This is a genomic window from Streptomyces sp. NPDC003248 (genome assembly GCF_055563235.1).
In genome coordinates this window covers 495551-516500 of the sequence record NZ_JBVHDT010000003.1, presented here as the reverse complement: position 1 = coordinate 516500, position 20950 = coordinate 495551, and the positions used below count along the sequence as shown (strand labels likewise).

The following is a 20950-nucleotide window of genomic DNA, read 5'->3' as shown; positions in this document are numbered from 1 at the left end:
GCCACGGGAGGTGACGGGATGAGGTGGCCGACTCGCAGCGCTCCGCTGTCACGCGGGCACGGGAAGTTGTCCACAGGCGGGACCGCAATCTTGACGGAGCGGTGCGAAAAGGGAGACTCTGGGCGGGTGCTGGAAGGCCTCGGGGAGGGGGCTTTCCCCTGGCACACCTGGGGGGCGGATGGCCATTGGGGAGGCCGGCCTCGGGTCGGCGCGGCGTGGTGCACGGCCGAAGCGGCTGGAAGCCACCATGCGCGGCAGACTCGGCCGGGAATGCGTGTACGTGCCGTCGTGCCGGTTCGGGCTGTTCGTGGCCTTGCGCCACTGGTGCCCGCCCGGTGGGCGGGTGCTGATGTCGCCGGTCAACGACGACGTGATCTTCTTCGTGGTGCTCGCCGCCGGTCTGCGGCCGGTGCAGGCGCCGTTGAACCCGCTGGACGCGTCGATCGACGTCGACGCGGTGCCCGACGACGTGTGGGACTCGCTGTCCGCCGTGCTCACGACGAACCTCTACGGCAATCCGGACGACACGCCGCGGCTGCGGGAGAAGTGCGACGCGAAGGGGATCCCCCTGTTCGAGGACGGCGCGCACGCCATCGGCAGCGAGGTGGGCGGCCGGCCGGTCGGGACCTGGGGGGACGCCTCCGTCTTCAGCCTGTCCAAGCACGTCGGGGCCAAGGCCGGGGGCTTCCTGACGTGTGGCGACCCCGGTCTGCGCGAGGCCCTGGAGAAGACCGGCGAGGACCTGCTGCTGCCCGGGCGGCTCGGCGCCGAACTCGCCTTCGCCCTCCGCCCGTACGCGGAGGCGGCCGTGCGGGGGCTGCGGCTGCGGAGCGCCGCGTGGGCCACCATGCGGCTGCTCGGGCTGACGGAGCGCGAGGAGATCAGGATGCCGTTGCGCGCGGACGAGCTGGCGCGGGCGGTCGACACGGCACCGGACCTCACCGCGCACGACTCCTGGGTCCGCGTCGACATGCACGACTACCGGCTGCGCTCCGGGCCGCTGCGCCTCGGCCGCATCGAAAGGAAGCTGGACCGTCTGGACGAGGTGCTGGACGCCTGCCGGGCGGGCACACGGCTGCTGCGGTCGACGCCCTGGGCGAGACCGGGGCCGCCGCCGGACACCCAGCCGCCGCCGGACACCCAGCCGCCGCCCGGGGCCCCGGCCGACGCGCCGACCAGCCATCACACCGGCACCGGCACCGCTACCCGTGCCGGCGACGGCATCGGAACCGGCACCGGCGCTCGGACCGGTGCGGCGGCCGGCTCCCGGAGCGGTGCCGCGACCGGTCCCCGGGCCGGCTCTCGGGCCGGCTCTCCGGCCGGCGGAGTGCAGGACGTCCAACCGCTCTTCCGGGTGCCTCTGTTCGTCGCCGACCGGGATGCCGCGATCGCGGCACTCGCCCGGCGGGGCATCGTCGTCGGGTATCTCTATGACCCGCCCCTGGACGACTACGCGGGGGCGGCGTTCACGGACCCCTCGCCCGATCCCGCCGGGGCCCGCTGGTTCGCGCGGCACGCGCTGCCCGTGGATCCGCTGCGGGCGCACCGGGTCGTCGACGTGCTCCAGGAGTCCGGCGTCCGGCCGGCCGAGGCACCGGGAGGGCTGGAGCCGACGCGTGGCTGACACACGGGCCGGAACACAGGCAGGGACACAGGCAGGGACACAGGCCGGGACACAGGCCGGAACTCACACCGGGGCGGAGGCCGGGAGCCGGATCGGCCCGGCGGCCGGCGGGCGGACGGGGGGCCAGGCGCACGAGCCCCTCGCCCCGCCCGCCGGCCGGCCGGGCCCCGCCGGGGGCGTGGCCGGTACCCCGCCGGAGGTGAGCGACCACGGCTCCGACTCCCTGTTCCGGAACGCCTACTTCCTCATGCTCAGCACCGGCGTCTCCGCCGTGCTCGGCCTGGGGTTCTGGCTGGTGGCCGCCCGCTACTACTCCGAGGAGGCCGTCGGGCAGGGCTCCGCGGCGATCGCCGCCATGCGGCTGCTCGCCAGCATCACGGCGACGACGATGATCGGCGCCGTCGTCCGTTTCGTTCCCCGCGCGGGACGGGCGACGGGCTCCCTCGTGTGGCGGGCTTACGCGGCGAGTTCGGTGGTCGTGGCGATCGCCGCGGCGGTCTTCCTGCTCACCCTCGACCTGTGGGGGGCGTCGTATGCGCCGCTCGGTACTCCGTTCGCGGGGGCGGCGTTCGTCGTCGCCTGCGTGGCGTGGGCACTGCTCACCCTCCAGGACGGCGTGCTGACCGGACTGCGCAGATCGGGATGGGTGCCGGTCGGCAACGCGGTGTTCTCCCTCGGCAAGCTCGTCCTGCTGGTCGTGTTCGCCGGCGCGCTGCCGGTGCTCGGCATCTTCGTGTCCTGGGCCGTCGCCATCGCGTTCTCGACGCTGCCGCTCGGCTGGCTGATCTTCCGCAGACTCATCCCGCGCCAAGCCGCCGTCGACCGCGACCTGGAGCCGCCCCGGCTGAAGGAGATGGGCCGTTTCCTGGCGGGCGACTCACTGGGCGCGCTGTTCAGCCTGGCGATGATCAACCTGCTGCCGGTGATGGTCGCGGTCCGCTTCAGCGCCGCCGAGAACGGCTACTTCTACGTGGCGTACACCGTCGGCGGGACGATGGAGTTCATGGCCATCAACATGGCCTCCTCCCTCACCGCGCACGCCTCGCACGACCCGCGCCACCTCGCCGACGGCGTGCGCGGGGCACTGCGCCGCATGACGTTGCTGCTCGTGCCGGTGGTGCTCGTCCTGGTGGTGTTCGCGCCGCAGATCCTGCTGCCGTTCAACGCGGACTACGCCGAGCACGGCACCACCGTGCTGCGGCTGCTGGCCGCCGGGGCGCTGCCGCGGGTCGTGGTGGAGCTGTACATCGGAGTGCTGCGCGTGCAGGGCCGCACCGGTGTGCTGGCCGCGCTCCAGGGCGCCATGTGCACGTTGGTGCTGGGCAGCGCGGCCGTGCTGTTCACCCCGGCCGGCATCGCCGGCGCGGGCTGGGCGGTGCTGCTGAGCATGTCGCTGATCGCCGTCGTCTCGGTGATCGGCCTGCGTGCCGCGCTGCGCCCGCCCGTACCCGTCGCCGCCGGTTCGTCCGTGCTCCTCGCCGACCGGGCCGCTCCCGCCCTGGCCCCGGTCGACGGACCCGTCGGGGACGCCGCCCGGCCCGCCCGGCTGAACGCCACGGCCGGATACGGAACGAGCTGGGCGCGCCGGGCGGCGTACGACCGCGGAGTCTCCGACGAGGACACCGTCGCGCTGTTCATAGGACGCCCCGGCTACGAGCGGGAAGCGCTGGAGGCGGACACGCTCGCCGTGATCGTCCGGTCCCGCCAGGGAGCCGCCGGGAGCACCGAGCCTGCCGAGCCCGCCCGGAGCACCGGGAGCACCGGGAGCACCGGGGCGGCACGCGCGCCGGAGCCCGGCTACGAGGGCGACGGCATCTGGTCCGAGCGCGGCCAGCGGTGGCTGCGTGCCGGGCTATGGAGCCTGCTCGCTGCCACCGCCGTCGCCTACTGGACGGCGCTGCGGCACCTGCCGTGGCTCGGCGGCTGGATCGACGTCGGTCTGGCCGCGCCGATGAGCGGGGCCGGGATGCTCGGCCGGCTGCCCGCCGCGGCGATCGTCGCCGGGCTCCTGCTGTTCGTGCTGTTCGTGGCCGCCGTGACCCTGAGCGTGCGGCGCGACACCTGGCTTCCCGGGACCACCCTGGGTGTGATCGCGCTCGCCCTGTACTCCGTTCCCGTCGCCCTCGGCCGGGAACCCAGGGCAGTGGGTGGGACGTTCTACCGGGAAACGGCTGCCTTCTTCGCCGAGACACTGGCCCTGCCCGGGCCCGAACCGCTGCTGCGCTGGGTGCCGCCCGTCTGCCAGTTGCTGTGCCTGGTCCTCCTGTGGCTGCTGCTCGACCGGGTGGGCGACCGCTTCGGTGACCGGCTGGGCGGGTGGCTGCCGTGGGCGGCGCGCTGGGGGATCGTCTATCTCACCGCCGTGGGGGGCTGGGCGGGGAGAGAAGCGCTCGCACCCGTCGCACCGCCGCTGCTCCTGCTGCTGTTCCTGCTCGTCCTGCTCCTGTCCGTCCGCTGGGCCGAGCCACCGTCCGACAGCACCCGTCCGACCCGACCGCCCGTGCACACCCGTCCCACCGACCGGAACCGAGACCCGTCCAACGACTGATCTAGCTCAGAGCCGAACGCCAGGGGGGAACCGTCGTGCGTCCGCCAACCACTCCACGGGGCAGATCCGAACCGGAGCCCGTACCGGGTACGGGAACCGGCGAGGCCGCCGCGTCCCAGCCGGAGCCCGCCTCGGCAACCGCGACCGCAACAGCGACCGCGACCGTTCCGGATGTCGTCGCTCCGGTACGTGGTGAGCCCGGTGAGCCCGTGAGCGACCTCTCCGACCTCCCTCCCGCCCGCCCCTGGTGGAACACCGCGTTCCATCCGGGTGTCGCCCTGCTCGTCGCCCTCGCGCTGTGGGTCTGGGCGGTGACCCACACCGATGTCTCCGACCTGGACGACTTCGGCCTGGTCACCGCGGTGCACCCCACGTTCTGGGCGGGGCTGGTCGTACTCGCCGCCGGCTTCTGGCTCACCGTGCGCGGCCCGCGCCGCCACCCCGCCTGGGCACCGGCGTACGTGCTCGGTCTGCTGGTGATGGAGCGCGCCACCCAAACCGTGCTCTACCCGACGCCGCTGTACGCGTGGGCGTGGAAGCACGACGCGATCATCGACCACCTGCTGACGGCCGGCCGGCTGCAGAGCGAGGACGTCCTCGGCGACCTGGCCGTCTACGACCAGTGGCCCGGCTTCTTCGCCGCACAGGCCACGCTGGTCAAGCTGCTCGGCGTGGACTCCGCCGCGCAGTTCATGGCCTGGTGGCCGCTGGTCTCCAGCCTGATGCTGCTGCTTCCGCTGCTGCTGCTCTACCGCACGTTCACCGAGGACCGGCGCCTGATCTGGACCGCGGTCTGGCTCTTCTACGTCGCGAACTGGGTGGGCCAGGACTACTTCTCCCCGCAGTCCGTGACCTTCGCCCTGCATCTCGGTGTGCTCGCCGTCGTCCTGCGCCGCTACGGCCGTCCCGGCCGGACGGTGGCGCAGCAGCGTCAGGCGGTGTGGACGGTGCTGCTGACCCTGCTGGTCGTCGCCGTCGTCATCTCGCACCAGCTCACCCCGGGCATGCTGATCGTCTCGCTGGCCGCCCTGTTCCTCGTCCGCCACTACCGGGACAAGGTTCCGCTGATCACCACCGTGGTGATCTTCCTCGCCTGGTGCCTGACGGCCGCGCTGCCCTTCCTCTCGGCGACGATGCCCGAGATGATCCGCTCGATCGGCGACATCGGGGGCAACGTCTCCACCGGTTACGGCGCCACCCCGACCGGCACGGGCGCGGTGACGACCTCCTGGGCGGCCCGGCTGCTGTCGGCGTCGGTGCTGCTGCTCGCCGTCGTGGGCGTGCTGCGCCAGCCGGTGCTGCGCCACCGCGCGATGCCGCTGCTGCTGCTCGCCGCCGCACCGCTGCCGATGCTCGGCGCCAGCAGCTACGGCAGCGAGATGATCTTCCGGGTGCTGATGTTCATGCTGCCCGGCGCCGCCTTCTTCGCCGCGGCGGCGCTGCTGCCGCAGGTGCGCACCCTGACGGCGACCGAGAACAGCCGACAGGCCGGCCCAGGCCACGACTCCGGCCACGGTTCCGGCCCCGGCCCGATCCAGGGCCAGATTCAGATCCAAAGCCAAAGCCAAAGCCAGAGCCAAAGCCAAAGCCAAAGCCAAAGCCAGAGCCAGAGCCAAAACCAAAGCCAGAGCCAGAGCCAGGGCCGTGGCCGGGACCTGGGTGAGCGGCGCGAATCCCGCCGCTACGTCTGGCTGCCGCTGCTCGCCCTCCTCGCCGGCACGCTCGCCTTCGTACCGAGCTACTCCGGCAAGGACCGCATCAGCTACTTCCCGCCCGCAGAAGTGGACCTGGTCCGGCAGGTGTTCGACCAGGCGCCGGACGGCTCCCTGGTCGTCGCGGCCGACCGCAACTATCCGCTCGCCTTCGACCAGTACTGGAGAGTGGACCACTACTGGTTCCTCGACGACTCCCGCGAGCACGTGGACCGGATCGTGCGCGACCCGTCCGCCACCCTGGCCCGTGACATGTCCGCCGTGGAATCGCCAGGCCGCGCCTATCTCCTCCTCACCCGCGGCCAGTTCGCGGACGCCGAGATGAACGGGTTCCTCACCGAGGGGCAACTGGACCGCATCGAGGAGTCGATCGCCACGTCACCCCTGTTCGAGCGGGTGGCCGCCAACGACGCCGGGACGGCGTACGCGCTGAAGGAGGCGGGCCGGTGACCCCGCAGGAACTCGTCGTCCGGATGCTGCCCCCGTTCGGCGGCTGGCTCGCCCTGTCCGCCCTCGCGCTGCCCGGCGGCTCCCCGCTCAGGGGCGCCGCGATGATCGCCTTCCTGGCGGCGGGCCCGGGCGCCGCCCTGCTCAGAATCTGCGGGCCCGCGCTGGCCACGGCCCCCGCCGCCGGGCCGGTCGAGCTCCGGGACCCCACCTTCGAACACCACTCCGACCTGCTGGAACGGCTGATGCTGACCGTGTTCGTGAGCGTGGCCGTCGTGCTGCTCGCCGCGACGGTCTTCATCGCCACACACGCCTTCAGCGCGCAGCGCGTCCTGCTCACGCTCACGCTGCTGACCACGGTCGCCGCGTTCTGCCCGCGGCTGCGCGCCTCCCCGCCGAGGACTGGGAAGGGTTCTGCTCTGTGAGGTCGCCCCACCCTTCAGGTGACGGCCGTCCGTCCGGTGACGGCCGCCGTCCACACCGCCACCGCCACCGACACCGGCGTCCGCGCCGCTTCCCCGCCCCCCGCCCCCGCTACCTCCTCCTGCTCGGGGTCGCCACGGCCCTGTGCGCCGTCCTGACCGCCTGCCTGGTCCTGCGTGACGCCTCCGGACCGTGGGACGCCGGCTCCGACCGGGACCAGGCTTCCGGGTCCCGGCCCTCGGCCGTCGGCGGGGAGTGCGCCCCGACGGCGCTGCTGGAACCGCCCTGCGGCGCCTGGTTCGGCGCGTTCGTGCCGCACGACAAGAGCAATCTCTCCGAGAAGGTCCGCGACTACGAGGAACGCGTCGGCCGCACCCTCGACATCGTGTACACGTACCACGACATGTCCCTCGTCGAAGGCGACCGGCTGGAGGGCCAGTTGCTCACGGCGGAGGAGCGGCGGGTCGCCGCCGCCGACCACCTGCTGCTGCTGTCCTGGGAGAGCAAGTGGTGGGGCGGCACCGACGCCCAGCAGCCCACCTGGAAGCAGATAGCCGACGGCGACCTCGACGCGTCCGTCATCGACGTCCAGGCCAGGCGCGTCAAGGAGTTCGGCAAGAAGGTGTTCCTCTCCTTCGACCTGGAGATGGACACCCGCACCCCGGCCAACGGCACCCCGGAGGACTACGTCCGGGCCTACCGGCACATCCACGACCGGTTCCGGACCCTGGGGGTGACCAACGTGGTGTGGACCTGGATCACCACCGGCTACCTGGAACACGCCGACGTGATCAAACGGATGTACCCCGGCGACGACTACGTCGACTGGGTCGCCTACAACCAGTACAACTACTTCCGCTGTCACCAGGCGGGCTGGCTGTCCTTCGCCCAGACCCAGCAGGCCACGCACGACTGGATCCGCGAGAACATCTCCGACGACAAGCCGCTGATGCTGTCCGAGTTCGGCACCGCGAACGACCCGTCCCGCCCGGGCCGCCAGGCCGAGTGGTACGCGCAGGTGCCGTCGGTCCTCAAGGGACTGACGGGGGTCAAGGCGGCGCTCCAGTGGAACTACCGCGACCCCGGCCCGCACTGCGATCTGGCGCTGGCCGACGACCAGGCGTGGGACAGCCTGCGCAAGGCGGTCTCCGACCCCTATCTCAACCAGCCCCTGGGGTAAGGGGAGCGCGGCTCCGGAGACCGCCTGCCGAACGGACCGGGACTCAGCCCGCGAACACGGGCCCACGCACCATGGCGCGGGCCCGCCGGTACCACCGCCACGCGACCGTCTTCGCGCCGTCCCGGTAGGGCGCGACCCGCGCCCCCTCGCCCGCCAGCCAGGCCTCCACGTCGGCCACGGTGTGGCCGCGGCGCACGATGAGCCGGGCGATGCGGTACCGCTCGTCCCGGTCGGAGCTGAGCGCGTGCCGTACGGCGGTGGCGGTCTCGTAGCCGGCGGCGGCCGCGGTACGGCGCACCCGCCCGCTGTTGTAGCCGTGCGGGTAGGCGAGATGGCGGACGTCGTGCCCGAGCGCGTCCTCCAGGACGGCCCGCGAGTCGCGCAGTTCACGCACGAGGTCCCGCGGCGGCAGGGTGTCGAGCTGGGCGTGCGTGACGGTGTGGCTGCCGACCTCCATGCCGCACCGCTCCAGCTCCGCCGCCTGCTCCAGGCGCATCATCGGGGCGGGCGGCAGGAGACTGCGGCCGCCCGGAGCGATGGCGCCGGTGGTCAGATAGGCGGTGGCGGACAGGCCCCGCCCGGCCAGCGTCTCGGCGGTCGGCCCCGGCAGGTCGGCGAAGCCGTCGTCGAAGGTCAGCAGCACCGGCCGGGCGGGCAGCGGCGCCCGCCCCGCGAGATGGTCGGCGAGCGCGCTGACCGTGACGGGTGTACGGCCGCTGTCCACGACGGCGTCGAGATGCGCCGCGAACTGCCGCGGAGTGACGGTGAACTCCGCGATCCAGTCGGGCGGGTCCTCCGTCACGGCGTGGTAGAGGAACACGGGGATGCTCCCCCCGGAGACCGGGAAGCCCGCCCTGCCCCCCGAGCTGTTCGCCCTGCTCCCAGGGCTGTTCGCTCTGCCTCCCGAGCCACTCGTCCTGCCCCCGGGGACGCCCGTGTCCCCAGGGATGTCCGCCCCGGCCCCCGAGCCACTCGCCCCGGCCCCGTTACGGTCTGTGCCGCTTCTGCCGTCCTCGGCCCCCGTCATCGTGACTCCCGGGAGGAGGCGCGCGCCGCCCGCAGAGCCCGCCGGGCCCGCAGATAGCCGACGGGCCCGTACACCATCCCCCGGCGCTGCAACCGGGACAGTCGGCCCGGCCAGGGATGGCTGCGGTCGTCGTGGTCGCCGAGGGTACGGGTGCCGTCGGTGTCCGCCTCACGGGTCGCGGTCAGGGCGCGGGCGTGGGCGAGGCCGCGGGGCAGCCGGGCCAGGAACGCGGGGAGGAGACCGGGGCGGTTGACGAGGACGGCGGTGAGGTAGGCGGTGAGGCCGGCGCCGTAGCCGTATGCCTGCGTCTCCAGGTCCCGCCAGGTCTCCCGGTGGTGGTGCCAGACCAGGGCCTGCGGGGCGTAGCGCAGACGGTGGCCCTGGGCGAGGACGCGGACGAACCCGTAGAGGTCGTCGCCCCCGCGCGCGGGCGTGCCGGCACCGGTGGCCGGGTCGAAGCCGCCGACCGCACGCAGTACGGAGCGGCGGAACGCCATGTTGGCGCCGGAGCCGAACCGGCCCGCCGTGAACGGGAACAGCGGCTCGTCGGCGGGCGGGTCGGCCGGGTCGTACGTACGGGCCGTGAAGCCCTTGGCGAAGCCGCCGTGGCTCTCCAGCAGCACCTGGGCGGGGGTGCGCAGCCGGGCGGGGAGGATCAGGCCGGTGACGCAGCCGAGTCCGGGGTCGGCGGTGAAGGGCGCGGTGAGTTCGGTCAGCCAGCGCGGGTCGGCGACCACGTCGTCGTCGGTGAAGGCGATCACCTCGCCGCGCGCGGCCTCGACACCCCGGTTGTGCGCGACGGCGAGACCGGGCACCGGCTCGGTGACGTACCGCACGCGTTCGGCGTACTTGCGTTCGATCAAGTCCCGGGTCGTGTCGGTCACGGGCGCGTTGTCCACGACGACGATCTCGAAGTCGGGGTGGTCCTGGGCGAGCATCGAGTCGAGCGCGTGGGCGAGCTGCCCGGCACGTTCGCGGGTGGCGATCACGACAGTGGTGTACGGCACGGAAGGCGCCGCCCCCGCGCTGCCGGACCGCTCGCTCTCCCCGGCGCCGTCCCCGCTCCCCATGTGCTCCGGGACGATCCGCTCCCGGGCCAGGCCGGCCAGGACCGTCTTCGGGTCGGCGCCCTCCGGGACCCGTCCCAGGAGCGTGCCGACCGGTCGGCCGTCCCTCCTGACCAGCAGGAACACCTCGCCGTGGGTGACGGGAGGGCTGCCGGGACCGGGTCTGAGGGTGGCCCCGGGGCCCTCCAGGTCCAGCTCGGCGACCTGCACCGGCCCGATGGCGAGGAACCGCCGGATCTCCTGCTCCACGTGTGCGCGGGACATGAACCCCCCTGCTCTCATGAGCCTTCCCCTGCCATGAAGTCCCCTGCCCTCACGGGCACCTGCACCGCACGCGAGGGGCGCGCCGAACCGGCGTACGGCCCGCGCCGGACCGGCGTCGGCCCCGCGCTGAACCGGCGTCCGCCCCGCCCGTCACGATCGCCGCAACTGCCGCAACCGCCCCGCGCCCTTCAGCGCCCGCGCCGCCGTCGCCGCCAGCCTCGGCCGGGCCCGTACGAAGTGGTGCGCACGACGGGAGGGCTCACGGCTGAGCCAGTGCAGCGCGGCGCCCACCCCCGGACGCGTCCACGCGCCTTCGTACACGGGCAGTTCGCCCGTCTTCAGCGAGTCCTTGTACTCGGCCGCGCCCCGCCCCAGATCGAGCAGGCCGACGCCCTCCGCGGCCGACGCCTCGGCCATCCGCAGATGCAGCACCAGCCCCGGCGAGAACTTCGCGAACTCCGGGTCGTAGGCCGGGAACCAGCAGGCCAGGACGGTTGTTGAACGCAGTCCGAAGTGCGCGGCGACGGGCCGCTCACCGGCGTAGAGCACGGACAGCGTGCCGGAGCACTCCGGGGCGCGCGTCTCGGCGAGGGCGTCCACCAGCCGGGTGATCCACTCCTGCGCGAACCGGTCCCGGCGGCCGGTCCTGCGGTACTGCGCCGACTTCCACGCCATGAGCGTGCGCAGCGCGGCCGGGTCGCGCTCGTCGAACACGAACCGCAGCGGCCCGGCCTGGCGGCCCAGCCTGCGCTCCTTCGCGAGCGTCGTCTTCAGGAACTTAGGCGACTGCGCGCGCAGCACGGACTCGTAGGTCTCGTACCCCTTCTCCACGTCGATGACGTAGGAGGCGTACTCGGCGGCCACCTGCGGCAGGAACAGCCCCTGTTCCGCCTCCAGGTTGTCGAAGGCGAAGCTCGACAGGGAGCAGGCCCGCATCAGTTCGTCCGCGTTCAGCCCGAGGCCCGGGCTCAGCACGGCTCCCTGGGCGTCCGACACGCCGTACGCGAGGGCCTGGCCCCGGCCGAGCCGGCCCCGCTCGTGGGGCAGGAAACCGACCGGCTCACGCCCCTCGTACACCACCGCCACCCGCGCGCGGGGCCGCACCCGGCCCACGGCGTCGGTGAACTCCGGTTCCATGAACGGATTGCGCGGGACCGCGGACGCGGCGCGCAGCGCGCGCCACCGCTCCCGCTCCCCCTCGCCGAGCTCCTCGGGCCCGAGCACACGAACACGTCCACTGCTCAACCTGACCCCCCGATCAAGTCCCCCCTGGACCCTTGGACGGTACCGCTCCAGGTAGTTCGGGCGGTAGGCAGCGGAGCATGTTGTTGCCAATCGGTGCAGAGGCCTTTAACCGCCCTGTACCCGGCGTTGCGTGTGAAAGCCGTTTCCGGCCGCCTCTCCCCGTTGCGCCGCGGATCGGCCGGAAGGGACGGTGAGTTGGGGAGGGCGGGGATCCGTATTCTCTGATCATGGCCGCCCCCTTCGCAGATGCCGCGCGCTGCGCCGCGTACTCCCTCATCGCCACCGACCTGGACGGAACGCTGCTCCGCGGCGACGACACCTTCTCCGACCGGTCCCTCGACGCGCTCGCGCGGGTGGCGGCCGCCGGCGCCCGCCACCTGGTGGTGACGGGCCGCCCGGCACCCCGGGTCCGGCCGCTGCTGGCGAGCCTGCACAGCCGGGGACTCGCGGTGTGCGGCCAGGGTGCACAGGTGTACGACGCCGGCGCGGACCGCCTGCTGTGGTCGGTCACCCTGGACCGGGACCTGGCGGAGACCGCGCTCGGGAAGATCGAGGCCGAGGTCGGCGAGGTGTACGCGGCCGTCGACCAGGACGGCGTCGACGGGCTGACGCTCATCGAGCCGGGCTACCGGATGCCCCACCCGACCCTGCCGGCCCTGCGCGTCGGGTCGCGCGACGACCTGTGGTGCGAGCCCATCAGCAAGGTGCTGCTGCGCCACCCCGCCCTGTCCGACGACGAGTTGGCGGCGACGGCCCGCTCGGTGGTCGGTTCGCTCGCGACCGTCACCATGTCCGGGCCGGGCACGGTGGAGCTCCAGCCGTGCGGCATCACCAAGGCGACGGGGCTGGCGCTGGCCGCCGAACACCTCGGGCTGAGGCCCGAGGACACGCTGGCCTTCGGTGACATGCCCAACGACATCCCGATGTTCGACTGGGCGGCGCGCGGTGTCGCGATGGCCAACGCCCACCCCGAGCTGAAGGCGGTGGCCGACGAGGTGACGACGTCGAACGAGGACGACGGCGTGGCCGTCGTCCTCGAACGACTCTTCCCCTAGGGCGAGTCCCGCGGGGTGTGTCCCGCGGGAGCCGGCCTGTCCTGCGCCTCGGCGCAGGTCAGTACGCGCCGAACACGTTGTCGATGGAGCCGTAGCGCGCGGCCGCGTAGTTGCAGGCGGCGGTGATGTTGGCGACCGGGTCGTACGGGTCGTACGAGGTGCCGGGCACGTGGTACGCGGCGAAGGTCGGGTCGATGACCTGGAGCAGCCCCTTGGACGGGGTGCCCTTGGCCGCGTTGGAGTCCCAGAGGTTGATGGCCTTCGGGTTGCCCGACGACTCGCGGAGGATGTTGCGGTGGATGCCGTTGTACGTGCCGGGGATGCCGCGCTCGGCCATGATCGCGAGGGACTCGCGGATCCAGCCGTCGAGGTTGTCGGGGTACCCGGCGACCGTGGTGGCCGACGTCGTGGTGACCGACGTCGTGGTGGCGGCGGAGGCGCTCGTGGCGGCCATGAACGGAAGGGAGAGCACGGCGGCGCCGGTGCAGACGGCGGCGACGGTGCGGGCGAGGCGGGTGCGGCGGGGCTGGGCGGCAGCAGACATGGCGGAATTCCTCTCCGGCGCCTGCGGGGTGAGCTGTCGGGTTCGGGCGGGGAGGTGCCCGGCCGGCCGCCGTACGGGTACGGCGGCACGACTTCACCCCTAGCCGGGGCCGTTACGTGCGTGACGTACGGCCCGGCGTTCTACCTGGGTCCCCCGCTCCTGCCGTGCGTGAGTGTTCGTCGATGGGTGGTGAAGGGCGGCGGCAGGATTCGGCGTCCGCCCGACTTGTGGCGGGAACGTATGCGAGAGCACATGTCCGGAACAAGTGGCGGAATCACACCACACCCCTATTGACCATGATCCGCGCGGTATGGGGTGCTTGATCCTTTGCTGTCGTGAAACGTCAACTGGCTTGGCGCAAAGCGGAGTCACAGAGTTCGGTGCGGGGGGCGGGGTGGGGGTGGGGAGTGAGCCAACTCACCCGTCGGCGCAATAGGGGTTAAACGGACAATGAGCCCTAAGTCCCTTGGAATAGGGCGTGTTGTGGAGGGGCGGGAACTGCCCGGTCGCGGCCCGGCCTCTCCGTCAGGCTGACCGGCGCAGGCAGGGACGCCGGCGCCACCGGCAGCGGGGACGCCGGCCGCCGCCGAGGGCGCCCCTGACGGTCGTCGGCGTCGATCACGGGGTGCGCCTTCGTCCGGTCGGGTGAAGGCTCCCGGTCGGGTGAGGGCGGCCGGTCGGGTGCGGGCCGCAGAGGGCGAGCTGACCGCGGAGGGCGAGCTGACCGCGGAGGGCGAGCAGGCCCCGGGCCGACCGGGGGAGCGGGGGCCCGGGACGGCGTCGTCGCGCGGAGGGGGCCGGTCGGCGGATTCGACGTCCGCCTCCGCGCAGGACATGAATCACTGCTTCCCGGTCAGTCGATAAATGTCCGTTCGTATCGGCTGATCGGAAACATACCGGTCGTGATCGGAAGCCGCCCGGGCTCAACCGGGCTCCTCTCGTCGTCTCCCGGTCGAGCGACGTGGGGGGCCGGGGGACGTGGGGGCTTATCAGTGATCGAAACGTGACCGGATACGCTGACTCGAGTGATGGCAGCGACCTATCGACAAACCGTGTAACCGCCAGTAGACACCAGCAGACAGGAGACCCCTCGTGACCGTCGTCGGGCCGTTCGGGCTGAGCGTGCGGGACCAGGCTCTGGAAGCCGATGTCCAGGCCGGATTGACGGCTGTCGAGGAAGGCTTGCTCGAGGCCACCAAGAGCGAGGTTCCCTTCATCACGGGAGCCGCCCAGCACCTGGTACGGGCGGGCGGAAAGCGGTTCCGGCCCCTGCTCGTGATGCTCGCGGCGCAGTTCGGCGACCCGTACGCGCCGGGGATCGTGCCGTCGGCCGTGGTGGTGGAGCTCACCCACCTGGCCACGCTGTACCACGACGACGTGATGGACGAGGCGACCGTACGGCGCGGGGTGCCGAGCGCGAACACGCGCTGGGGGAACTCGGTCGCCGTCCTCACCGGGGACTTCCTCTTCGCCCGGGCCTCGCACATCCTCGCCGACCTCGGGCCCGAGGCGGTCCGGGTGCAGGCGGAGGCGTTCGAGCGGCTGGTCACCGGGCAGATCCTGGAGACGGCGGGGCCGACGGACGGGCGGGACCCGGTCGAGCACTACCTCGACGTGCTGGGCGGCAAGACCGGCTCGCTGGTGGCCGTCTCGTGCCGGTTCGGCGCGATGATGTCGGGCGCCGACGAGACGGTCGTGGACGTGCTGACGCAGTACGGCGAGCGGCTGGGAGTCGCCTTCCAGCTCGCGGACGACGTCCTGGACATCGCCTCGGACTCCCACGAGTCGGGCAAGACGCCGGGCACGGACCTGCGGGAAGGAATCCCGACGCTGCCCGTGCTGCGGCTGCGGGAGCGGGCGGAGCGCCTGGCGCTGCCCGAGGACGTGGCGCTCTGCGAGCTGTTGGACTCCGACCTGAGCGACGACGCACGGCACGCGGAGGCACTGGCCGCCCTGCGCGCCCACCCCGCGCTGGAGCAGGCCCGCGCGGACACCGTGCGGTACGCGAAGGAGGCGCGGGCCGTGCTGGCGCCGCTGCGGGAGTGCGGGGCCAAGAAGGCGCTGATGGAGCTGTGCGACGCGGTGGTGCACCGGGCCGGGTGAGGTGCCCCGTCCCCTACGGGTGATCGTCGGTCACCCGCCCCCGTGTCATACCGCAGGCGTAGGCGGAGTTGAGTCCTCGGGTTGACGTATGTGGTGGGCCGATTTGGTCAGATGGAGACCACGGAAAACCCCAACCCTCACCGATTCGGGTGAGAATGGCGGCTTGAGGTGGGGTCCTTCCCGACATGACCAGCCGCCGCCGACGACGGAGGTAAGGCACACATGGCACCGTACGCATCCGACGACAGCACGCGCGCCGGGGAGACCGACGACGACCCGCGCGTCGGACGGCGCAAGGCCGTGCGGTACGTCGTTCCGGTCACCGTGGCGGGTGTCGCGGCGGCGACGATCGGGCTGGTCCCGGCGTTGGCCGACTCGGGCGACCCCGACCTGCCGAAGATCAGCGCGCAGCAGCTCATGGAGAAGATCGCCGCGTCCGACGTGCAGCAGCTCTCCGGCACCGTGAAGATCAGCACCGATCTGGGCCTGCCCGACCTGGGCGGCCTGGAGAGCGGGCTGCTCTCCGGGGCCGCCGGGGAGAGCGGCGGCTCGTCCGCCGACCCCTCGGCCAAGCTCACCGAACTCGCCTCCGGAACGCACACCCTGCGTGTCGCCGCCGACGGCCCGGACCGGCAGAAGCTCTCCCTCCTGGAGAACGCCGCCGAGTACAGCGTCATCCACAACGGCACGGACGTGTGGGCGTACGACAGCGCCTCCGACGAGGTCTACCACTCCACCGTCGAGAAGAACGCGAAGGACGACGGCACGCCCGTGCCCGCCACCCCCGGGCAGCTCACCGAGGAAGCCCTGAAGGCGGTGGACGACACCACCTCGGTCACCGTCGACGGGACCGCCCAGGTCGCCGGCCGCGACGCCTACAAGCTGGTCGTCAAGCCGAAGCAGTCCGGCTCGACCGTCGGCGCGATCAGTGTGGCCGTGGACGCGGAGACCGGGCTGCCGCTGAAGTTCACGCTCACCCCGAGCGGGGGCGGCGCGGCCGTCGTGGACGCCGGCTTCACCCAGGTCAGCTTCGCCCGGCCGGCCGCCTCCACCTTCGAGTTCACCCCGCCCGAGGGCGCGAAGGTGACCGAGGGGGAGGCCGCCGACCCGGCCGAGGTGCCCGAGGACTCCGGCGTCCGCTCCGAGGAGGAACTGGGCGAGGACCTGGCCGGCCTCGACGTCCTCGGCGACGGCTGGACGTCCGTGGCCACCTTCGACACCGGCGGCACGGGTGCCGCCTCCGCCGGGGACCTGTCCGACGCGGGCGCACTCGGCGGCTTCCTGGGCTCCTTCGGCGACAAGGTCACCGGCAAGTTCGGCTCCGGGACCGTCTTCTCCACCCGTCTGATCAACGCCCTGGTCACGGACGACGGCAAGATCTACGTCGGTGCCGTCACCAAGGACGCCCTGGTCAAGGCGGCCGATTCGGCCCGGTGAGCGGCCGGCTCGGCCCGGTGAGCGGCCGGCTCGGCCCGGTGAGCGGCCGGCTCGGCCCGGTGAGCGGCTGATTCGGCCCGGTGAGCGGCCGACTCGACCGGTGACCGGCCTGACGACCACCAGTGGACAGCGGATCGGGGAGTCGATGGACGGCGACGCGGCGGAGGCGCCCGGGACGGTGCCGGGAGTGGCACAAGGTGCGGTGCCGGGCGCGACGCCGGGTGCGGTGCCGGGTGCGGGCGACCCCGTCATCCACACCCGCGCCCTCACCAAGCGCTACCGCGGCGGGCAGCTCGCCGTCGACGGCCTCGACCTGACCGTCCCGGCGGGCAGCGTCTTCGGCTTCCTCGGCCCGAACGGCTCCGGCAAGACCACCACGATCCGCATGCTGATGGGCCTCGTCGAACCGACCTCCGGCACGGCCCGGGTGCTCGGGCGGCCCATGCCACGGGCCGCCCGCACCGTCCTTCCGCACGTCGGCGCCCTCATCGAGGGCCCGGCCCTCTACGGCTTCCTCTCCGGCCGCGAGAACCTCCTGCGCTACGACGCCGCCGACCCGACCGCCGATCCACGCACCCGGCGCCCGCGCGTGGCGGCGGCGCTGGACCGGGTGGGGCTGACGGCCGCCGCCGGCAAGAAGGCGAAGGCGTACTCGCTCGGCATGAAGCAGCGGCTGGGCCTCGCCGCGGCGCTGCTCCAGCCCCGCCGCCTGCTCGTCCTCGACGAGCCGACCAACGGCCTCGACCCGCAGGGCATGCGCGAGATCCGCGTCCTCGTCCGCGAGCTGGCCGCCGACGGCACCACCGTCTTCCTCTCCTCCCACCTCCTCGACGAGATCGAGCAGGTCTGCACGCACGCGGCCGTGATGGCGCGCGGACGCCTTCTCGTCCAGGGCCCGGTGGCCGACCTGGCGGCCCGGGCACGCGGCCGGCTCGTCGTGACCACCCCGGATCCGGCGGACGCGGCCCGCGTGCTGAAGGAACAGGGGGTGGGCGACGTCGTCGTCACCGAGGACCGGGTGACGGGCGAGCCCGGCGGCCTGGAACTCGCCGACCTGAACGCCGCGTTGGTGACGGCGGGCGTCCGGGTACGCGGCTTCGGCGTGGAGCGGGCCTCGCTGGAGGAGGCGTTCGTGGCACTCACGGGGGAGGGTTTCGATGTCGCGGGCTGAAACGGCCGCGGCGGTGCGGGCTGAGACGGCCGCGGCGGTGCGGGCCGAAGGCGTCCGAGGGGCACGCCCGCTGTGGACCCTCGGCCTTTTCCGCAGCGAGCTGACCGTCACCCTCCGCCGCTGGCGCACCCTCGCGCTGCTGGCCGTGCTGGCGGCCGTGCCGGTCCTGGTCGGGATCGCCGTGAAGATCGAGACCGGGAACGGCGCCCCGGCCGGGCAGCGGGGCGGCGGCGGTGAGGCGCCGGCCTTCATGGCGCAGATCACCAACAACGGCCTGTTCCTGGTGTTCACCGCGCTGGCCGCCACGCTCCCGTTCTTCCTGCCGATGGCCGTGGGCGTCGTCGCCGGCGACGCGCTCGCCGGTGAGGCGAACGCCGGCACCCTGCGCTACCTCCTGGTCGCCCCCGCCGGCCGCACCCGCCTCCTGTTCGCCAAGTACGCGACGACGGCGGCCTTCTGCCTGCTGGCCACCTTCGTCGTCACGGTGTCGGCGCTCGCGGTCGGCGCGCTGCTGTTCCCGCTCGGCGACCTCACGACGATCTCCGGCACCCGCATCTCCTTCGCCGACGGCCTGACGCGGGCCCTGCTGATCGCGCTGGTCGTCGCCGTCTCCCTGCTCGGCGTGGCCGCGCTCGGCCTGTTCGTCTCCACGCTCACCGACAGCGGCATCGCGGCGATGGCGACGACCGTGGGGCTGCTGATCACCGTCCAGATCCTCGACCAGATCCCCCAACTGCACGCGATCCAGCCGTACCTCTTCTCCCACTACTGGCTGTCCTTCGCCGACCTGATGCGCGACCCCGTCTACTGGGAGGAACTGCGCAGGAACCTCGGACTGCAAGGCCTGTACGTGGCCGTCTTCGGCTCGGCGGCGTGGGCGCGGTTCACGACGAGGGACATCACCGCGTAGTCGGGACCGTCCCGGGCTCGGGCCCGGTCCCTGTCCCGGGCTCGGTTCCGGTCTCGGCCTCCGTACCGGTCCCGGTCTCGGTGCCGGCCCCGGCCCCGGTCCCAGCCCCGGTCTCGTAGGGGAAGCGCGCCAGGGGCGCCTCCCGGGCGAAGAACGTCTTGGCGCGGGCGAGCGCCTCCGTGTCGTTCAGGACGTCACCGGGCTTGCTGCCGTTGCCGAGCAGCACTCCGCCGAACCGCATCCCCATGTACGCGGCCGAGTGGTGCAGCGCGCCGACCAGGGGGTCGGCGACCACCTGCTCCTCGTGGGCCAGCGCCGTGACGCCCCACAGGGTGCGGCCGGCGAGCGTGGCCTTGAAGTCCAGACCGGGGGTGCGCAGCCAGCCCGACCAGTAGTCCAGGTAGCGCTTGGTGTGTCCGGAGAGTGTGTACCAGTACAGGGGCGAGGCGATCACGATGTCCGTCGCCGCGAGCGTGGCGTCGAGCAGCAGGCCCGCGTTGCCCTCGGTGGGGCGGACGTGGTCCTCGTCGTGACGCAGGTCCTCGAAGTCGGGCAGCGGGTGCTCGGCGAGGGCGAGCCATCGCTGTTCGACGTCGGCGGGCAGCTGTTCGGCGGCCCGGCGGGCCAGCAGCTCGGTGTTGCCGGCGCTGCGGGCACTGCCCAGCAGGAACAGGAAACGGCGGGTGCTCACGGTCTTCCCCCAAGTGGTAGGCGTGCAGCAATAAGACGCCTGTGCATTATATGCGCACGCAATTACCTTCGCCAGGGCTGATCCGACGACGCCCCTCGGCCGAGGCCGCCGCCGGGCACCAGGACCCCGGTCGCCGCTTCCGCGCGCGCCGCCAGGGAGAGCAGCAGTGCCTCCCGTCCGTGCGGTGCCACGGCCTGGAGTCCCGCCGGGCAGCCGTCCGGTCCGATCCCCGCCGGGAGGCTGAGCGCCGGATGCCCGCTGAGGTTGAACGCCCAGGTGAGCGCCGTCGAGTAGCGCGCTCCCGGGCCCTCGTGGCCGTGCGGCGGATGGGGGGTCGTGGGGGTCAGCAGCAGGTCGGCCCGGGCGAAGAACGCGTCCAGCCGGGAGTCGTTGACCCTCCGCACGGCCTCGGCGACACCGCCGTCACCTCCGCTCCCCGCAGCGCCACCGCCACCTGCGCCTGCGCCTGCTGCACGGAGCGCCAGCCACGCCGGTCCGGGATCCTCCAGCCGCGGCGGCACCTCGGCGTGCAGCAGCCGTACGGCACCGGCGTCCGCGAGGCGAACGGCGGCGGCGCGGGCCAGGGCCACGAGTTCCGGGTCGGGACCGGCGAAGCCGAGATCGGGGGAGAAGACGGCGGTGGGCGCATCGGCGACGGGCGCACGGGCGTTGGACGGCCCGGCGGCGGCCGGGGCGGTGAAGGGGGGATCGGTGACAGGGGGGTGGGCGAACGGCGGGCCGGTGACAGGCGGGTCGGACCGGGAGGCGTCGAGCGCACCGGACGCTCCCGCCGCCCCGGCCATCACCCACCAGTAGGCCTCCGCGTCCGCCGCGTACCGCGCGAGCACGCCGGGCGCCGCCAGCCCCGTACGGTCGGCCGACGGGAGGCTGCCCCCGGTGACCTTCAGGCCGAGGATCCCGCACCATGCCGCCGGTATCCGCACCGATCCCGCCCCGTCACTGCCGGTCGCCAGCGGCACCAGGCCGGCCGCGACCGCCGCCGCGGAGCCGGCCGAGGAGCCACCCGGCGTGCGGTCGGCACGCCAGGGGTTGACGGTACGGCCGTGAGCTCCGAGCCCCCAGGTCTGCCATGCGGTTCCCGGTCCGGGCACGGCCGTCGCGCCCACCGGTACGCATCCGGCGTCGGTCAACGGCCCCGCCGCCCGCAGCCCGGACCGGCCCTTGACGCCGATCGGCACCCCGGCCAGCGGCAGCCGCTCACCCGCGGCGACCCGCACGTCGACCTCGGCCGCCGCCGCCATCGCCGCCTCCTCCCACACCTCGACGAAGGCGCACACCGCACGGTCGGCCCGCCGGATCCGCTCCAGCGCCCCGGCGACGGCGTCGACGGCCCGCAGCCGCCCCGCCCGCACGGCGTCGGCGATCCCGACGGCGGGAGGCAGCGGAGGCAACGGCGACGAGAACGGCGGCGGGAACGGCGACGAGAACGACGGCGGGAACGGCGGCGGGAACGATGGCGGGAACGGCGGCGGGGCGGACGG

15 protein-coding genes, 1 pseudogene and 1 riboswitch are annotated in these 20950 nt (G+C 73.2%); of the genes and pseudogenes, 10 read left to right on the top strand and 6 right to left on the bottom strand.

Annotated features, from left to right (window positions below; genetic code table 11):
* Positions 1-178 precede the first annotated feature (178 nt).
* The 5 genes from ACZ3KJ_RS11160 to ACZ3KJ_RS11140 all read left to right on the top strand — a co-directional run bounded on the left by ACZ3KJ_RS11160 (position 179) and on the right by ACZ3KJ_RS11140 (position 7934).
* Complete coding sequence (locus tag ACZ3KJ_RS11160; RefSeq protein WP_467526231.1) at positions 179-1624, top strand: DegT/DnrJ/EryC1/StrS family aminotransferase; 1446 nt, start codon at positions 179-181, stop codon at positions 1622-1624.
* Positions 1625-1823: 199 nt separating this feature from the next.
* Positions 1824-4172 (top strand): lipopolysaccharide biosynthesis protein, encoded by a 2349-nt coding sequence (locus ACZ3KJ_RS11155; RefSeq protein ID WP_467526230.1) that lies wholly within the window; start codon positions 1824-1826, stop codon positions 4170-4172.
* Positions 4173-4381: 209 nt separating this feature from the next.
* Positions 4382-6334, top strand: coding sequence for a glycosyltransferase (locus ACZ3KJ_RS11150; protein ID WP_467526229.1), 1953 nt, complete (start codon positions 4382-4384; stop codon positions 6332-6334).
* Complete coding sequence (locus ACZ3KJ_RS11145) at positions 6331-6756, top strand: hypothetical protein (RefSeq protein ID WP_389513108.1); 426 nt, start codon at positions 6331-6333, stop codon at positions 6754-6756. The genes ACZ3KJ_RS11150 and ACZ3KJ_RS11145 overlap by 4 nt, the downstream gene beginning before the upstream one ends.
* Positions 6753-7934 (top strand): glycosyl hydrolase, encoded by a 1182-nt coding sequence (locus tag ACZ3KJ_RS11140; RefSeq protein WP_467526228.1) that lies wholly within the window; start codon positions 6753-6755, stop codon positions 7932-7934. Before ACZ3KJ_RS11145 ends, ACZ3KJ_RS11140 begins: the two co-directional genes overlap by 4 nt.
* A gap of 43 nt (positions 7935-7977) precedes the next feature.
* On the opposite strand, the gene ACZ3KJ_RS11135 is transcribed toward ACZ3KJ_RS11140, so the two are convergent.
* From ACZ3KJ_RS11135 to ACZ3KJ_RS11125, 3 genes are all read right to left on the bottom strand, one after another.
* The gene (locus ACZ3KJ_RS11135) at positions 7978-8754 is read right to left on the bottom strand and encodes a polysaccharide deacetylase family protein (protein ID WP_467526227.1); all 777 of its coding nucleotides are present in this window, start codon (positions 8752-8754) and stop codon (positions 7978-7980) included.
* Between the two features lie 203 nt (positions 8755-8957).
* On the bottom strand, positions 8958-10292 hold the full coding sequence (locus ACZ3KJ_RS11130) for a glycosyltransferase family 2 protein (RefSeq protein WP_467526226.1): 1335 nt from the start codon (positions 10290-10292) through the stop codon (positions 8958-8960).
* A 150-nt stretch (positions 10293-10442) separates the two neighbouring features.
* Positions 10443-11516, bottom strand: a complete 1074-nt coding sequence (locus ACZ3KJ_RS11125; RefSeq protein WP_467526225.1) for a GNAT family N-acetyltransferase — start codon at positions 11514-11516, stop codon at positions 10443-10445.
* A gap of 248 nt (positions 11517-11764) precedes the next feature.
* Here ACZ3KJ_RS11125 and ACZ3KJ_RS11120 point away from each other — a divergent pair, with 248 nt between their 5' ends.
* Positions 11765-12592, top strand: coding sequence for an HAD family hydrolase (locus ACZ3KJ_RS11120; RefSeq protein WP_467526224.1), 828 nt, complete (start codon positions 11765-11767; stop codon positions 12590-12592).
* 58 nt (positions 12593-12650) lie between these two features.
* Here ACZ3KJ_RS11120 and ACZ3KJ_RS11115 read toward each other — a convergent pair whose 3' ends face one another.
* The gene (locus tag ACZ3KJ_RS11115; protein ID WP_467526223.1) at positions 12651-13136 is read right to left on the bottom strand and encodes a transglycosylase SLT domain-containing protein; all 486 of its coding nucleotides are present in this window, start codon (positions 13134-13136) and stop codon (positions 12651-12653) included.
* A 5-nt stretch (positions 13137-13141) separates the two neighbouring features.
* A riboswitch (cyclic di-AMP (ydaO/yuaA leader) is annotated at positions 13142-13321 on the bottom strand.
* 907 nt (positions 13322-14228) lie between these two features.
* Between ACZ3KJ_RS11115 and ACZ3KJ_RS11110 the strand changes: the two genes are divergently transcribed.
* The 4 genes from ACZ3KJ_RS11110 (at position 14229) to ACZ3KJ_RS11095 (ending at position 18757) form a co-directional block, all read left to right on the top strand.
* Positions 14229-15239: a polyprenyl synthetase family protein gene (locus tag ACZ3KJ_RS11110; RefSeq protein WP_467526222.1), complete on the top strand. Its 1011-nt coding sequence runs from the start codon at positions 14229-14231 to the stop codon at positions 15237-15239.
* 222 nt (positions 15240-15461) lie between these two features.
* Complete coding sequence (locus tag ACZ3KJ_RS11105) at positions 15462-16676, top strand: LolA family protein (protein WP_467526221.1); 1215 nt, start codon at positions 15462-15464, stop codon at positions 16674-16676.
* 145 nt (positions 16677-16821) lie between these two features.
* Positions 16822-17847 carry an ABC transporter ATP-binding protein gene (locus tag ACZ3KJ_RS11100; protein ID WP_467526366.1) on the top strand — a complete coding sequence of 342 codons (1026 nt, stop codon included), beginning with the start codon at positions 16822-16824 and terminating at the stop codon, positions 17845-17847.
* Positions 17834-18757, top strand: a complete 924-nt coding sequence (locus tag ACZ3KJ_RS11095) for an ABC transporter permease (protein WP_467526220.1) — start codon at positions 17834-17836, stop codon at positions 18755-18757. The genes ACZ3KJ_RS11100 and ACZ3KJ_RS11095 overlap by 14 nt, the downstream gene beginning before the upstream one ends.
* 112 nt (positions 18758-18869) lie before the next feature.
* On the opposite strand, the pseudogene ACZ3KJ_RS11090 reads toward ACZ3KJ_RS11095, so the two are convergent.
* Together ACZ3KJ_RS11090 and ACZ3KJ_RS11085 are read right to left on the bottom strand one after the other, a co-directional pair.
* Positions 18870-19448 (bottom strand): annotated as a pseudogene (locus ACZ3KJ_RS11090) (flavodoxin family protein); the annotation flags it as partial.
* Between the two features lie 62 nt (positions 19449-19510).
* Positions 19511-20860 carry an amidase family protein gene (locus tag ACZ3KJ_RS11085; protein ID WP_467526219.1) on the bottom strand — a complete coding sequence of 450 codons (1350 nt, stop codon included), beginning with the start codon at positions 20858-20860 and terminating at the stop codon, positions 19511-19513.
* Positions 20861-20950 lie beyond the last annotated feature (90 nt).

Coding starts and splice junctions, on each gene's coding strand:
- ACZ3KJ_RS11130 (WP_467526226.1), bottom strand. CDS start 10,292: ATGTCCCGCGCACACGTGGAGCAGGAGATCCGGCGGTTCCTCGCCATC.
- ACZ3KJ_RS11160 (WP_467526231.1), top strand. CDS start 179: ATGGCCATTGGGGAGGCCGGCCTCGGGTCGGCGCGGCGTGGTGCACGG.
- ACZ3KJ_RS11100 (WP_467526366.1), top strand. CDS start 16,822: ATGGACGGCGACGCGGCGGAGGCGCCCGGGACGGTGCCGGGAGTGGCA.
- ACZ3KJ_RS11120 (WP_467526224.1), top strand. CDS start 11,765: ATGGCCGCCCCCTTCGCAGATGCCGCGCGCTGCGCCGCGTACTCCCTC.
- ACZ3KJ_RS11105 (WP_467526221.1), top strand. CDS start 15,462: ATGGCACCGTACGCATCCGACGACAGCACGCGCGCCGGGGAGACCGAC.
- ACZ3KJ_RS11095 (WP_467526220.1), top strand. CDS start 17,834: ATGTCGCGGGCTGAAACGGCCGCGGCGGTGCGGGCTGAGACGGCCGCG.
- ACZ3KJ_RS11115 (WP_467526223.1), bottom strand. CDS start 13,136: ATGTCTGCTGCCGCCCAGCCCCGCCGCACCCGCCTCGCCCGCACCGTC.